General features: G+C 61.4%; 12 protein-coding genes and 4 tRNA genes. 13 read left to right on the forward strand and 3 right to left on the reverse strand.

All coding sequences use genetic code 11. The annotated features are described in order from the left end of the window. Positions 1 to 74: 74 nt before the first annotated feature. From R1W00_RS07045 to R1W00_RS07065, 5 genes are read left to right on the forward strand one after another with little or no spacing between them, the layout of a single operon-like run. Positions 75 to 257, forward strand: coding sequence for a hypothetical protein (locus R1W00_RS07045; protein ID WP_317262024.1), 183 nt, complete (start codon positions 75 to 77; stop codon positions 255 to 257). After that, positions 241 to 900, forward strand: coding sequence for a recombinase family protein (locus R1W00_RS07050; protein WP_317262025.1), 660 nt, complete (start codon positions 241 to 243; stop codon positions 898 to 900). Before R1W00_RS07045 ends, R1W00_RS07050 begins: the two co-directional genes overlap by 17 nt. Continuing rightward, positions 893 to 1,285, forward strand: coding sequence for a hypothetical protein (locus tag R1W00_RS07055; RefSeq protein WP_317262026.1), 393 nt, complete (start codon positions 893 to 895; stop codon positions 1,283 to 1,285). The genes R1W00_RS07050 and R1W00_RS07055 overlap by 8 nt, the downstream gene beginning before the upstream one ends. A gap of 14 nt (positions 1,286 to 1,299) precedes the next feature. Beyond that, the gene (locus R1W00_RS07060; protein WP_317262027.1) at positions 1,300 to 1,716 is read left to right on the forward strand and encodes a hypothetical protein; all 417 of its coding nucleotides are present in this window, start codon (positions 1,300 to 1,302) and stop codon (positions 1,714 to 1,716) included. Continuing rightward, the gene (locus tag R1W00_RS07065) at positions 1,704 to 2,060 is read left to right on the forward strand and encodes a hypothetical protein (RefSeq protein WP_317262028.1); all 357 of its coding nucleotides are present in this window, start codon (positions 1,704 to 1,706) and stop codon (positions 2,058 to 2,060) included. Before R1W00_RS07060 ends, R1W00_RS07065 begins: the two co-directional genes overlap by 13 nt. A gap of 416 nt (positions 2,061 to 2,476) precedes the next feature. Here R1W00_RS07065 and R1W00_RS07070 read toward each other — a convergent pair whose 3' ends face one another. Beyond that, the gene (locus R1W00_RS07070) at positions 2,477 to 5,176 is read right to left on the reverse strand and encodes a DUF2339 domain-containing protein (protein WP_317262029.1); all 2,700 of its coding nucleotides are present in this window, start codon (positions 5,174 to 5,176) and stop codon (positions 2,477 to 2,479) included. A gap of 293 nt (positions 5,177 to 5,469) precedes the next feature. Here R1W00_RS07070 and R1W00_RS07075 point away from each other — a divergent pair. The 4 genes from R1W00_RS07075 to R1W00_RS07090 all read left to right on the forward strand — a co-directional run bounded on the left by R1W00_RS07075 (position 5,470) and on the right by R1W00_RS07090 (position 5,873). Further along, positions 5,470 to 5,546, forward strand: a tRNA-Asp gene (locus tag R1W00_RS07075). A gap of 32 nt (positions 5,547 to 5,578) precedes the next feature. Continuing rightward, positions 5,579 to 5,655, forward strand: a tRNA-Asp gene (locus R1W00_RS07080). A 32-nt stretch (positions 5,656 to 5,687) separates the two neighbouring features. Further along, positions 5,688 to 5,764 (forward strand) — tRNA-Asp (locus R1W00_RS07085). A 32-nt stretch (positions 5,765 to 5,796) separates the two neighbouring features. After that, positions 5,797 to 5,873, forward strand: a tRNA-Asp gene (locus tag R1W00_RS07090). Between the two features lie 66 nt (positions 5,874 to 5,939). Here the strand turns inward: R1W00_RS07090 and R1W00_RS07095 are convergent. Both R1W00_RS07095 and R1W00_RS07100 read right to left on the reverse strand, forming a co-directional pair. Further along, a complete protein-coding gene (locus R1W00_RS07095) occupies positions 5,940 to 7,130 on the reverse strand; it encodes a hypothetical protein (RefSeq protein ID WP_317262030.1) in 1,191 nt (396 codons plus the stop codon). A 48-nt stretch (positions 7,131 to 7,178) separates the two neighbouring features. Beyond that, positions 7,179 to 8,558 (reverse strand): M20/M25/M40 family metallo-hydrolase, encoded by a 1,380-nt coding sequence (locus R1W00_RS07100; RefSeq protein ID WP_317262031.1) that lies wholly within the window; start codon positions 8,556 to 8,558, stop codon positions 7,179 to 7,181. Between the two features lie 121 nt (positions 8,559 to 8,679). Here R1W00_RS07100 and R1W00_RS07105 point away from each other — a divergent pair, with 121 nt between their 5' ends. The 4 genes from R1W00_RS07105 (at position 8,680) to ispG (ending at position 13,526) form a co-directional block, all read left to right on the forward strand. Then, positions 8,680 to 9,249 (forward strand): 5-aminolevulic acid synthase, encoded by a 570-nt coding sequence (locus tag R1W00_RS07105; RefSeq protein ID WP_317262032.1) that lies wholly within the window; start codon positions 8,680 to 8,682, stop codon positions 9,247 to 9,249. A gap of 489 nt (positions 9,250 to 9,738) precedes the next feature. Continuing rightward, positions 9,739 to 10,962: a 5-aminolevulinate synthase gene (gene hemA / locus R1W00_RS07110; protein WP_317262033.1), complete on the forward strand. Its 1,224-nt coding sequence runs from the start codon at positions 9,739 to 9,741 to the stop codon at positions 10,960 to 10,962. Positions 10,963 to 11,080: 118 nt separating this feature from the next. Then, a complete protein-coding gene (locus R1W00_RS07115) occupies positions 11,081 to 12,334 on the forward strand; it encodes a helix-turn-helix domain-containing protein (protein WP_317262034.1) in 1,254 nt (417 codons plus the stop codon). A gap of 64 nt (positions 12,335 to 12,398) precedes the next feature. Then, positions 12,399 to 13,526, forward strand: a complete 1,128-nt coding sequence (gene ispG / locus R1W00_RS07120; RefSeq protein WP_317262035.1) for a flavodoxin-dependent (E)-4-hydroxy-3-methylbut-2-enyl-diphosphate synthase — start codon at positions 12,399 to 12,401, stop codon at positions 13,524 to 13,526. Positions 13,527 to 13,591: the final 65 nt, after the last annotated feature.

Genomic DNA, 13,591 nt, shown 5'->3' on the forward strand with positions numbered 1-13,591 from the left:
CTTACTGCGCGAGGCGAGAATCTTTGACCGATTTTCCGATATCGGATACGAGCGGACGGATGGGACGTCCGCCAATGAACGTGAAACCAACTGTTGTGCGCCTGACGCAAGAGGCGCTGGACCGCATCGAAAGGATCGCGGGGCCGAACCAGCGCGCGGCGTTCATCCGTGAGGCCGTCGACAACGAGCTGGACCGGCGCGAAGGCCAGTCTCAAAACTCAGTCCAGAACGGCGGCGACGATGGCGAAAAGCAGTAAGAAAGCAGCATCCAAATCCGAAAACCTGCCCGTTCGGCGGATCGGATATGCCCGTGTTTCGACGGCTGATCAGAACCCCGACATGCAGATTGCAGCGCTCGAAGCCTATGGCGTCCCGCGCGAGTTGATCTTTGTGGATCGCGCCAGCGGCAGTTCTATGGCGCGGCCTGAGTTCATCAAGGCTCTACGCTATGCCCAACATCCCGGCACAGAGTTTGTCGTCTGGAAGCTCGACCGCATGGGGCGCACCCTTGAGGGTATCATCGAGGTTCTGGCGCTTCTCGAAAGCCGTGGCCTGAAATTTTTCAGCCTGACCGAGCGCGTGGACATGACTACGCCAATGGGCAAGGCCATGTTGCAGATGATGGGGGTCGTGGCTGAGCTTGAGCGCAACCTGATCGTTGAGCGGACCAAGGCCGGGATCGCCCGCGCGCGTGAGCGTGGTGAGCAAGGCGGGAGGCCCATCGCCATGACACCGGCGCGGGTGGAGGTGGCGGATATGATGCTGCGCCTCGGCAAGCGCGGGAATGAGGTCTGGGAAGCGTTAAAGCCGCTGTCCGAGGTCAAGATCAGCCGAGCGGCGTATTTTGCGTGGCAAAAGAAATGGGATGCCGGTGAAGTGGAGATCAGCGTCGATGAGTGATGAAGAATGGGTTCCGTATCTACCTCGGGTGGAGTGTCGCGATTTCTATGTCTATATCCACAAAACGCCTGCGGGTGAGCCATTTTACGTTGGCAAGGGTCGGGGGCTTCGGGCCTACACTAAATCGGATCGCAGCAAGGGCTGGCGTGATGTGGTCGGTGACGGAGATTATCTGGTTGAAATCTACCGTGTTGGAATGACCGATGAAGAAGCTAGGTCTCTTGAGGCAGAGCTGATCGGAAGTATCGGACGCAAGTGTGATGGCAGCGGCCCGCTTGTAAACACCCAGATAAATGAGAAGACCTTCCATTGGCGGCGATATTACGTGGTGGAAGATGAGGCGGAGCTTCTTGAAGCTCTCTTTCATGCTGAAAACAGAGTCTAAACAGGAGCAAGAGCATGGATCATTTCGGAATTGGCAGCGGCGTTGCTGGATCGGCTAACGTCTATTTCCAGTCAGCCCGCCGCACGGGGCGGACTACCTCGCTGGTCGAGAGCCTCAAGGATGGCGACCGCGTGGTATTCCTGTCTGAGCGCGAGGGGCGACGGGTGCAGTCGCTCTGCAAGGAACGCGGAATTGAGATTGAGGTGATCGTTTGTGACCCGAAAGACCATAAGCGCCTGTTCGGTCGTGGCTCGCCGTGCGGCTCTGAGCGCACCATCTTTGACCATGGCTGGGTCGAGCAGTTCTATCTCGGCGAAATTGAGCGCGCCCGGCGCACAATAGACCGTTTACAGACAGAACTTTCCGGGCGCGGCGAGGCGCATCGCTCGACGCAGAGGCAAGCAGAGGAATTCGCCAAGTGGCGGGTCTGAAAAAGGAGAGCAAGGCGATGGAGACAGCAACGCAGACACGGAAGCGCGACATGCGGCAAGACCGCCGCAAGCTTGAGGCGCAGGCAATAGGCCATGCGATCTTCGCGGAAATCCGCGACCTCTTGCCACGCGAGGTCGAGGCCGCAGTTCATGAGCGCCTTTTGGCCACGCTCCATCGAAACGGCGTTCTGCTGGTGCGAGAAAATGAGCGCGGGCAGTTGGGGCTGGAGCCTCTTGATGATAAGGGCTGGACCCCTTCGGAGCGGGTGAAATTCGAGCAAGACAAAATCGCGGCCATGCACCAGATAGCGTCCTTTGTCGTGAAGCTGCCGGAATCCAGATAGGAGACGTTTCCGGCCATCGCCAAGAGCGTTGGTGCAAGGGCCACCTCATAGCGGGGTGGCCCTTGATGATTTAGGGCAATCCCCGCGTTCACACATTCACCCTGCGTTCACGTTATGTCTGTGTGATTCACGATTGGTTAAGGGATTGATCCGGCTCAAAATCCAGAGAATTCAAAATCCCCTGCATGGGTCATCTGGCTTGCCTGCCCGATTTTACGAAGCGTTCCTTGGTTCACTGAACCGCGCTGAACCGCGCCACCTGTCGAAAACGCTGTTTTCGGGCCGTTTAAAAACAGTGCTTTGCGCTAAATAACAACAGGTTGCGTGCCGACACCTTCGTTTACACCGAAGATGTCGGGAGTTCGAGTCTCTCATCACCCACCACTTTCCTCTTTGGAAAGGTTGAAAAAGCGCCGTTAATCGGCGCTTTTTTCGTTTTCGGGATCCGGTGTTTGCGCGCCGAACCGGCCCAGCCATGCCAGCCCCGCAAGACCAAGCCCGAGCAGCAGGAACGACAGCACCCGCATCAGGCCCGTCAGGCCCGCCGCGTCGATCCAGAACACCTTGACGATGGCGGTGCCCAGAACGATCAGGGCGGCACGGCGCAGCGTGGCCGACCGGCGTGCGACGGCCTGATAAAACAGGCCGGCCCCGATCAGCAATAAGGCGATGGTATAGCTATAAAGCTCGGGTTGGGTGATGCCCATGTCGATTGGCATGCCCGCCGCGCCCTGCCACACATGCCGGATCGCAAGGGCCAGCCACAGCGCGGACAGGGCGATTGCACCGCTCCATAGACCCTTACGCGTGCGGGACGTCACACCGGGCAGATACCGCGCCATTGCCGCCAGAAGCAGCGCAGGGGCGAGATAGGCCAAGGCAAGGCTGTTCACCACCGCAGGGCCGCGTACGAGGTTATAGGGATCGTCTCGGAACCAAGAGATCAGCGGGTTTTCGGACATAACGGCGGAGAACAGCGCGCCAATGGCCGACAGGCTGAACAGCGCGGCAAGTGCCAAACGCAGACGTCTAAACGGCGCCGCATGCTGGGCACGCCACAACTGGGCCGTCACAAGGCACAGCCAGATCACCGCATTCAGGCCCCACGCCCAATGCGGTTGCAGCTCGGGCTGATCAGCCACGCCCATGGCGCGGGTGATCAGGACGGTCGCAAAGATGCCGGTGGTGGTCAGGGTGGTGCTTTCGACCATGGTTTTGGCGAAATCGCGGGGCAGGGGCGTCAGGATCACGCGGGCCGCAACGCTTGCACCGATGACCGACAGGAACGAGATCGCAACGCCAAACAGCGGCCCGTAGTACGCATATTCCAGACCCGGCAGCACGATCAGGCGCGTGCCAAGGCCCGCGATGCCCGCCGTGATAAAGGCCCCCATCAGGGGCAGGCGATAGGCGCGGTCCAGTGCCGCCGCCGCGACCACCGTCACCGCGATGGCAAGGGTCAGGGCGGCCTCGGTCAACAGGATGCTGACCGCGAATACGATGGCCGACAGGGCGGCCAGAATGGGCAGGGAGGTGCGCAAGCGGTCCGCGGGGCCGTCTTTGCTGGCGAGACGTTCCGCCATCCAGACCGCAATCGTGCCAAGGGCGGCCGCGTGCAGGGCCCATGCATAATCGCCAATCACAACCGCCGGTTTCCATGTGTAGTCCAGCAAAATCGCAATGCCGGGGGCGTAGAACGCCGCGACGCCCGCCCATAGGATGCCCGTGGTTGGGGTGGAGCCCTTGGTCGCCAGCGCCCGCATCAGGGCCAGCACCGACAGGGCCACGCCGATGCCCACGATTATCGTGGCCGACATGGGGAAGGCGGCCTCGGGGTTGGTGTCATAGGCGGCGTGCAGGTGGCGGATGACCTGTGCCACACCGTCGCTGGGCAAAAGGGCGGCAAAGAGGCCCGCCATGGGGATCAACGCCGTATCCTGCAGGGCCGTCGCGCGGTGCGACCACAGGATCAGCGCGCCCGACAGGGTGGCAAGCAGGATCGCCGCCAACCAGAACTGCGTCTCACCCGTGCTGGACAGCGCGACAAGGCCAATGGTTGCCGCCACGACGGAGCCGCCCGCAATCTGGGTCACAAAGCTCAGGCGCGGCGCAGACCGGTTGCGCAGCATCTGGCCAATCATCGGCCCGCCGTGATCCGGTGACAGGCGGCGCACGGGGATCAGGATCGACATAACCACCATCCCCGCCATGAACACGCCAAAGGCCAATCCGATCACGTCAATGTCTGCGCTCAGCGCCAAGAGACCGCCCAGCCCATAGCCAAGGGTTAGGGTCAGAACGGTGACCCAGCGCCAGTGCCGCATCGTGTCGATCCCAAGGCCAAGCGCGGCAAGGATCGCCAGATAGCCGTAGACCCAACTTGGGTTCGGGGAACTGCCCCCAACCACAAAGGGCGCGGCAAAGCCGCCGATCAGGGCGACCGCGGCCATCAGGGGGCCATAGAACCACCCGAACACCAGCCCGACCAATGCGGTGGCGATCAGCCCAATCAGCGCGACCTCGGCCCCGATCAGCCCATACATATGCCGCGCGGCCAATATCGCGCCGAACAGGGTGATCAGGCCCGCGCCCGAAAACACCGAAGGTAAATACGCCGTCGCAACCGTTTCACCATCGCCAAAGCGGCGGCGGATCACCTCGCCCGCGACCAGCAACGCCACGCCAAAGGCGAGGGAGGCCATGATGCGCGCAGCGGGCGGAAGCAAACCCGCCTCGACCCCGTATTGCACCAAAAACACGCCGGCCAGCGCGAGTGACACCGCCGACACCACATAGATCCAATTCACGCCCATCCACGCGATGAACCGGTCCAGACTGCTTGGGTCGGTGGGAACCGGTTCGGGTTTGGGCGGTGTGGCGGGGGGGCTGTCTGTAACCGGCGGGGTGGATTTGGCCCAGATCTCTGTCTTCGGGGCGGGTGTGGGGACGGGCGCGGCCACCGGTGCCTCGGGCGCGCCGTTCTCAAGCGTGGTGACGCGGTCCTGCAACGTGCGGACGTCGCGTTTCAGGCGGACCGTGACGACCACAAGGAAAAGGATCGCCACCGGGACCGCGATGACTTCCAAGACCACCAAAAATGCCAGAAAATCCCACATCGCGTTGATCACCTATAAAACCACGTCTCACCCTAAGCGTGTGTGCGATGTCGTGTAAACCGGTTTGGCGGCGGGGATTGGGTGGTGACTCGGGGCGCTGGAATCGGCTGTGGCTGCGCGCGGGTGGCGAAACTGGGCGATGCCCGCCGGAAATCATAGGCCCAATCCCCATGAAATAAGGGGGTCGGCAAGGCGCGATGAGAAAAGTGTATTTTTGGGTGAAAGGGCGCTTGACGCCACCGTGCCCCATGCATAAAACCGCCCTCACACCGGGCAAGCCCGGGACAAGCAGAGCGGTTGTAGCTCAGTTGGTTAGAGTACCGGCCTGTCACGCCGGGGGTCGCGGGTTCGAGCCCCGTCAACCGCGCCACTGCTGTCCCAGACGATGCCCACGAAAGATGCGCGGTTGTAGCTCAGTTGGTTAGAGTACCGGCCTGTCACGCCGGGGGTCGCGGGTTCGAGCCCCGTCAACCGCGCCACTGCTGTCCCAGACGATGCCCACGAAAGATGCGCGGTTGTAGCTCAGTTGGTTAGAGTACCGGCCTGTCACGCCGGGGGTCGCGGGTTCGAGCCCCGTCAACCGCGCCACTGCTGTCCCAGACGATGCCCACGAAAGATGCGCGGTTGTAGCTCAGTTGGTTAGAGTACCGGCCTGTCACGCCGGGGGTCGCGGGTTCGAGCCCCGTCAACCGCGCCATTTTTCACCTTTCTCCGGATAACCTGGACATGTCGAACCGCACGGATCACCCGCGCGGATTTTGTGCTATTCCACGGCCACGCCAAAGATCGCGGCAAACAGTCCGATCAGGGTCAGGGCGCCATAGGCCGTCATACGTCCGTGGTCGCGATGTGCACGGGCCGATAGGGCGGCGATGGCCGATTGTACCGCGTAATAGGCCGCGAAAACGCGTGAGGCATAGCTGATGATCTGGAACACGTCCGACGTCCATGTCAGGGCGATTCCGATCCCGACCAGCACGACATATCCCTGACGCGGGGACACACGCCCACGGGTCAGTTCGTGGATCAACCCGCCCGAACCGCTTGTGTCTGCGACGGCCGCGCTGAACTGGGCCGAGAGGGCGGCGGCGACCAAAAGGATCGGCAGGATCGGCGCGACCACCTGCATCAGATCGATGATCGCGGTTTCCGACAGGTGCAGGTCATCCACGTTGATCGCGTAGGTCAGCAAGCCGATATAGACCATATAGATGACGCTCGACACCCATTGGGCCACGCGCATAGAGCGCACCCGCGTGTCTGCGTCGTATTCATCCCCCAAATAGCGTGAGGTTTCAAAGCCTTGGACGGTGACGATCAACCCCGCCAATAGGGTGATCGCGGCCCATCCATGGGTGCTGGGCGCGCGGGTGATCAGGTCGTTCGCCGCCGCGCGTGTGCCGAAATAGACGGCCAGCCCGACCAACAGACCCGCGATAATCGCAAGCTTTAGTCCCACCGACAGCTGCTCAAGCCGTTCGAGCGCGGCGAACCCGCGCGTCCACCCGACGAACAGGATCACCAGAAACACGGACGTGGTCAGGACGCGCGCGTGAACCGGATCGTCAAACCCCGTCAGGCTGACCGCGAATGAGCCAAAGAGGTTCAGGTAGTAAGCCACCGAAATCACGAACGCAAAGGCCAGCGCGGTTTCGGCCAGCGCCTCGGCCCGCGCGATCAGGGGACCGCGATCGGGCTGGGTGGCGAGGGTGCTGATATTATAGCGCACGGCGTGGCCAAACGCATAGGCCAGCACACAAAGCGCCCCCATGGCCAGCGGCGCCATATCCCCGAAGCTGACCGCCAAGATCGGGCCAAGCACCAAAAACCCGCTACCGATGATCGAGGCCAGCGGCGTGATCGTCGCCCGCCACAGGGGCGCCCGCGCCAGACGGGGCCACGCCAAAACGCCGCCCGTAATCAGGGCCGCCGCAACAATCAGGATATTCAACATAGTGTCGTCCGAAATGGGGGGCCGCACATGGCGCGCGGCCCGCGCCGTTTAGGCGTCTTTCGACAAGGCGTCCAGAATGCGGGCCCAGCTGCGGGTGCCTTTGTGGAACGAGCTGAGGTCGTATTTTTCGTTCGGGGAATGGATTTGGTCGTCGTCCTTGCCAAACCCGATCAACATCGCGTCCATGCCCAGATAGGTCTTGAAATAGCCCGCAATCGGGATCGACCCGCCACAGCCCACATAGGCCGCCGCATTGGGCCATTCGTCGGACAGGGCATGGCGCGCCTGTTCAAACGCGGGGTGGTCGATTTGCATCTGGGATGCGGGCGATGCGCCGTGGCCCGAGAATTCGATCTGGCAATCGGGGGGCAGCATGTCGGTCAGATAGGCGCGCAGGTTCTCGCGGATTTTATGCGGGTCCTGTGTGCCGACGAGGCGAAAGCTGATCTTGGCGTGCGCTTTGGAGGGCAGGACGGTCTTGAACCCCTTGCCGGTATAGCCGCCCCAGATGCCGTTCACCTCACATGTCGGGCGGGACCAGATCATTTCCAGCGCGGTGCGATCTGCCTCACCCGCGGGGGTGGACAGGCCCACCTCACCCAGAAACTCGCCCGCGTCAAAGCCCAGATCGCGCCATTGCTGGGCAATATCGTCGGGCAGCTCGGGGACGCCTTCGTAAAACTCGGGGACCGTCACGCGGCCCTGATCGTCGTGCAGGCGCGAAATCATATCGGCCAGAACGCGGATCGGGTTCATCGCGGGGCCGCCGTACATGCCGGAATGCAGGTCCTTACTTGGGCCGGTGATGGTGATTTCCTCACCCAACAACCCGCGCAGCATGGTCACGATCGCCGGTGTGCTGTCGCCGAACATGCCGGTGTCACAGATCAGAGCCACATCGCCGGTCAGTTCCTCGGCGTTTTCTTTCATGAACGGGATCAGGGACGGGGACCCCGATTCCTCTTCACCCTCGAAAAAGATGGTGATCTTGCAGGGCAGGGTGCCATGCTCGGCCTGCCATGCGCGACAGGCCTCGATAAAGGTCATCAACTGGCCCTTGTCATCGGACGAGCCGCGCCCGCGAATGACCTTGCCTTTGGCGGTGTCCTCAACCGCTGGATCAAACGGGTCGCGGTCCCAGAGGTCGATGGGATCGACCGGCTGTACATCATAGTGGCCGTAGAAGACCACATGCGGGCCCGGGCCGTCGTAATGGGCAACGACCATCGGATGTCCGGGGGTGGGGCGCTTGGACGCGTCGAAACCGATGCTCTGCAAATCCGCGACCAGCCAATCCGCCGCCGTTTGACAGGCGTCTTTATACGCGGGGTCGGTCGAAATCGACGGGATACGCAGCAAATCCAGCAACCGGTCTGTTGCGGCGGTGATATCTGCGTCGATGCGGGCAAGCACGGGCGATAGCGACATTCGGAAACTCCGTTCACATTCCTTGAAAAGCGACCCTATCAGGGCCATCCGCACTGTCCAGAGGGTGGAACCGCGCGCCAGCGCACGCTAGGGTCTGCACAACGGAAATAGGGAATCTGAAATGCGTTTGACGACTGCTTTGCTGGCCGCCGTAGCTCTGGCCACACCCGCCTTGGCCGAACCGATCTCGGGCAAAGAGGCGCGCAAGCTGGCCTTTAGCCCCAAGGGCGTAGACATCACCATCACCGAGGGCGCGGGCCTGAGCGATCAGGATCTGGCGATCCTCAATCAGGTTCTGGCGACACAGGCCTATTACGGGGCGGTCGCCATGACCCCCAGTGAGGGCATTTTGTCTGAGGCCTTGGTCGCGGCGGCGAACTATCATGACGTCGACACCGCGCGGACCGTGGCCCTGACGGGCTGTGATGCACGCAAACGCGAGGGCAGCGAGCCCTGCATCATCGTGGCCGAACTGCGCCCCGAGAAATATGAGCCCCGCGATCTGCAACTGTCCGCCGCCGCGACCGAGGGTCTGCGCAAAGAGTATAAAGGGTTCGGTGCCAAGGCGCTTGCGATCTCGGCCAGCACCGGCAGTTGGGGCGTGGGCAAGGGCGATTCAGCCGCTGCCGATGCCATCGCCGCCTGTACCGCCGACGGTGCAGATGATTGTGCCGTTGTGGTTGCGGACTGATTCTATTTTCGCACAAAAATTGCCCGAACGGCGCGGTTCTGCGTGGCGTTTGGGCGAAAATATCGGGAAATCCCGCGTTTGTGACGCAGGGTCCCGCGATCCCCTTCGAATAAAAAATGTTTCCTATATGAACCAAAAAATGCGTGAACTTGCGCCAGATCAAAGTTTTGGCGTCAGTTTGTGCAGGACAAACTGGATGGAAATCCCTAGATTTTTCTCGTGTGATATTCACAATTCGTGATATGTCACCTGGCGAAGGGGCCACATCCGTCAACGGTGACGGTAGGGAGAATGGGGTGATGACGCGTGAACACGGGTGCGACGATGGTGTCCTTGTTCATCGGCGGGCAGGTGGTTAAAACCGGCTCAGCCAACCCGCGCGGTGTCGCTCCTGGTAAGCTACGGGCCAATATGGCCGTTGACAGAGGTGGCTGGCATAGCTGGCGAACAAGGCCGACAAAACGGCCGTGATTTGGAAGGAGAATTCTGGTGGATTATACCGCAGGATTGGAAGCAGCCCTGAACCGTTTGCACGAAGAGGGCCGGTATCGGACCTTTATTGATATCGAGCGTCGCAACGGGCAATTCCCTTCGGCAGTATGGTGCCGCCCGGATGGCCAAGAGCAGGACATCACGGTCTGGTGTGGCAACGATTATCTGGGCATGGGTCAGCATCCTGTGGTTTTGCAGGCGATGCATGACGCGATTGACTCGGCGGGCGCTGGCTCGGGCGGGACTCGCAACATCTCGGGCACCACGGTCTACCACAAAGAGCTTGAGGCCGAACTGGCCGACCTGCATCAGAAAGAGGCGGCGCTGGTCTTTACCTCGGCCTATATCGCCAACGATGCGACGCTCAGCACGCTGCCCAAACTGTTCCCCGGGCTGATCATCTACAGTGATGAATTGAACCACGCCTCGATGATCGAAGGTGTGCGCCGCAACGGTGGCGCGAAACGTATTTTCCGCCACAACGACGTCGCCCATCTGCGCGAGTTGCTGGCCGCAGACGATCCCGCCGCGCCGAAACTGATCGCCTTTGAATCGGTCTATTCGATGGACGGCGATTTCGGCCCGATCAAAGAGATTTGCGATCTGGCGGATGAATTCAACGCCCTGACCTACATTGACGAAGTGCACGCCGTCGGCATGTACGGCCCCCGCGGTGCGGGTGTGGCCGAACGTGACGGCCTGATGCACCGCATCGACATCATCAACGGCACGCTGGCCAAGGCCTATGGCGTCATGGGTGGCTATATCGCCGCGTCGGAGAAAATGTGTGATGCTGTCCGCTCTTACGCGCCGGGCTTTATCTTTACGACCTCGCTGGCCCCTGCGGTCGCGGCGGGTGCGGCGGCGTCTGTACGTCACCTGAAAACCGATGCGACCCTGCGTGATCAGCACCAGCTGCAGGCGAAGATCCTCAAGATGCGCCTCAAGGGCATGGGCCTGCCGATCATCGATCACGGCAGCCACATCGTCCCCGTCATCGTTGGTGATCCGGTCCACACCAAGAAACTGTCGGATATGCTGCTGGAGCGCTTTGGCATCTATGTCCAGCCGATCAATTTCCCGACCGTTCCGCGCGGGACCGAGCGTCTGCGCTTTACGCCCTCTCCGGTGCATGGCCCCAAAGAGATCGATCATCTGGTTAAGGCCATGGACGAGCTGTGGTCGCACTGTGCGCTGAATCGTGCCGAATTGTCCGCGTGATCTGCAACTAAAGGTGCAAAGGGCACGCCCCTGTGGTAAAGATTCGCTAAGCAGCCATAAGTGAAGAAAGAATCGCTGGCTGCTTCTGGGACAGAACTTTGCAGGCACGGGGCAGCATATGATCGGGCGTAGACGGCCGCCGGAAGCGGCTGAGGATAACGATCTACCCAAAGGGTTCGACGACTTCGAGCTGCGGCTCGGGGACGTTATGCGCGGTGAACGTGCGACCTTGGGCAAATCCCTGCTGGACGTGCAACGCGAATTGAAGATCAAGGCGACCTATATCGCCGCGATCGAAAACGCCGATCCTTCTGCATTTGAAACGCCGGGCTTTATCGCGGGCTACGTGCGCTCTTACGCGCGCTATTTGGACATGGACCCCGAATGGGCCTATGCCAAGTTCTGTTTCGAGGCCGATTTTGAAACCGCCCATGGGTTGGATGCGGCCGCATCGTCGCCCAAGCCGGTGGTGAAAAAGACCCGCGCCGAGAACGCGGGCGATCCCCTATCCGATCCCAACGCCCTGTTCGTGCCGCGCAGCGAGGGTCTGTTTTCCCGCATCGAACCTGGTGCGATTGGATCGTCTCTGGTTCTGCTGGCCCTGATTGGTGGGCTTGGCTTTGGTGGCTGGTCCGCCCTGAAAGAAATTCAAAAGGTCCGTTTGGCCCCCGTGGATGAGGCGCCGACGGTTGTCGCCGACCTTGATCCGGTTGCGGCCACGACCCAAGCGGGCAGTGACGCCGAAACCCAACGCGCCGATCTGATCCTGCCGACGCCTGAGGCCTTTGATCGTCTCTATCGTCCCGAACCTCTGGACGTGCCGCGCCTGATTGCGCGTGATGCGCCGATTGCGACGCTTGAACCCGGTTCGGTTGGTGTCTTCGCCGATCTGGACACTGTTCAGGTTCCGACCGGTCCGCGCGTCGCGGCAAGCGATGAACAAGGTTTCGCATCCGGTGTGGATGCCGCCGTTCTGGCCGCGCTGGGGGAAACCAACGCGCCCGAAAACGGCAATATTCAGGTGGTCGCGAACAACGCGCCCGAGGTTGTGGTTTTCGCAACCCGTCCCGCATGGGTGCGTGTGACATCGGCCGAGGGCACGGTGTTGTTTGAGAAAATCCTCGACGCGGGCGAACGGTACGTCTTGCCCGCGACCGAAGAGGCGCCTTTGTTGCGCACGGGCTATGCCGGTGCGGTGTACTTTGCGCTGGACGGTCAGGTCTATGGGCCTGCGGGCACGGGCGGCGAGGTGGTGAAAAACATCGCGCTGGCCTCTGATGATCTGCGAGGGGCCTATCAACTGGCCGATCTGGACACGGAACCGGGGCTGGCCAGTCTGGTCGCCGAAGTGACGCAGCCGATTTCGCAATAGGCCGGGTTGCTGCGAGGGGGACGAGGGTTTATCTAAGCCTCAGCACCAACCGCAGGGGTGACAAATGTCGCTGAACCATGTGCGCCCGTGGCGCAATATCTACCGCCGCAAATCACGCCAAATCCATGTTGGGAACGTCCCCGTCGGGGGCGATGCGCCGATTTCGGTGCAGACGATGACCAACACGATCACCACGGATGTAGCGGCAACCATCGCACAGGTCCAAGCCGCCGCCGAGGCCGGTGCCGATATCGTGCGCGTCTCGGTGCCCGATGAAGGCAGTTCCGCCGCCCTGAAAGAGATCGTCGCCGAAAGCCCCGTGCCCATCGTCGCCGACATCCATTTCCATTACCGCCGCGCGATTGAGAGCGCCGAGGCCGGTGCCGCCTGTCTGCGGATCAATCCGGGCAATATCGGGGATGAAAAGCGCGTCAAAGAGGTGATCGCCGCCGCCCGCGATCATGGCTGTTCCATCCGGATCGGCGTGAATGCCGGTAGTCTGGAAAAGCATCTGTTGGACAAATACGGTGAACCCTGTCCCGACGCGATGGTCGAAAGCGGGATGGAGCATATCCGCATCCTGCAGGACAATGATTTCCACGAGTTCAAGATCAGCGTAAAGGCCAGCGACGTCTTCATGGCCGCCGCCGCCTATCAGGCATTGGCCGAGGCGACGGATGCGCCGATCCATCTGGGCATCACCGAGGCCGGCGGGTTGATGTCGGGGACGATCAAATCGGCGATCGGTCTGGGGAACCTGCTGTGGATGGGGATTGGAGATACCTTGCGCGTCAGCCTCTCCGCCGATCCGGTCGAAGAGGTCAAGGTCGGCTATGAGATCCTGAAATCGCTGGGCCTGCGCCACCGTGGGGTGAATATCATCAGCTGTCCCAGCTGTGCGCGTCAGGGCTTTGACGTGATCAAGACGGTTGAGACGCTGGAGAAACGGCTGGAGCACATCAAGACCCCGATGAGCCTGTCGATCATCGGCTGTGTCGTGAATGGGCCGGGTGAGGCGTTGATGACCGACGTCGGGTTCACCGGTGGCGGTGCAGGCAGCGGGATGGTCTATCTGGCGGGCAAGCAGAGCCACAAGATGAGCAACGAGCAGATGGTGGATCACATCGTCGAACAGGTCGAGGCACGCGCCGCCGCGATTGAGGCCGAGGCCGCAGCAAAGGCCGCCGAATAACACGGTTGCGCCCGTGACCGAATTGAAAAAGGCCACGCGATTGCGTGGCCTTTTGTTGTTTTTAG

It is taken from the genome of Rhodovulum sp. FJ3, from assembly GCF_032918305.1.
In the GTDB taxonomy this organism is placed as follows: domain Bacteria; phylum Pseudomonadota; class Alphaproteobacteria; order Rhodobacterales; family Rhodobacteraceae; genus SAT37.

What these genes read in the sequence shown, in the direction of transcription:
- R1W00_RS07105 (WP_317262032.1), top strand. Translation starts at nt 8,680, where the DNA reads ATGCGTTTGACGACTGCTTTGCTGGCCGCCGTAGCTCTGGCCACACCC.
- R1W00_RS07055 (WP_317262026.1), top strand. Translation starts at nt 893, where the DNA reads ATGAGTGATGAAGAATGGGTTCCGTATCTACCTCGGGTGGAGTGTCGC.
- R1W00_RS07060 (WP_317262027.1), top strand. Translation starts at nt 1,300, where the DNA reads ATGGATCATTTCGGAATTGGCAGCGGCGTTGCTGGATCGGCTAACGTC.
- R1W00_RS07100 (WP_317262031.1), bottom strand. Translation starts at nt 8,558, where the DNA reads ATGTCGCTATCGCCCGTGCTTGCCCGCATCGACGCAGATATCACCGCC.
- R1W00_RS07115 (WP_317262034.1), top strand. Translation starts at nt 11,081, where the DNA reads ATGATCGGGCGTAGACGGCCGCCGGAAGCGGCTGAGGATAACGATCTA.
- R1W00_RS07070 (WP_317262029.1), bottom strand. Translation starts at nt 5,176, where the DNA reads ATGTGGGATTTTCTGGCATTTTTGGTGGTCTTGGAAGTCATCGCGGTC.
- R1W00_RS07050 (WP_317262025.1), top strand. Translation starts at nt 241, where the DNA reads ATGGCGAAAAGCAGTAAGAAAGCAGCATCCAAATCCGAAAACCTGCCC.
- R1W00_RS07095 (WP_317262030.1), bottom strand. Translation starts at nt 7,130, where the DNA reads ATGTTGAATATCCTGATTGTTGCGGCGGCCCTGATTACGGGCGGCGTT.
- R1W00_RS07045 (WP_317262024.1), top strand. Translation starts at nt 75, where the DNA reads ATGAACGTGAAACCAACTGTTGTGCGCCTGACGCAAGAGGCGCTGGAC.
- ispG (WP_317262035.1), top strand. Translation starts at nt 12,399, where the DNA reads ATGTCGCTGAACCATGTGCGCCCGTGGCGCAATATCTACCGCCGCAAA.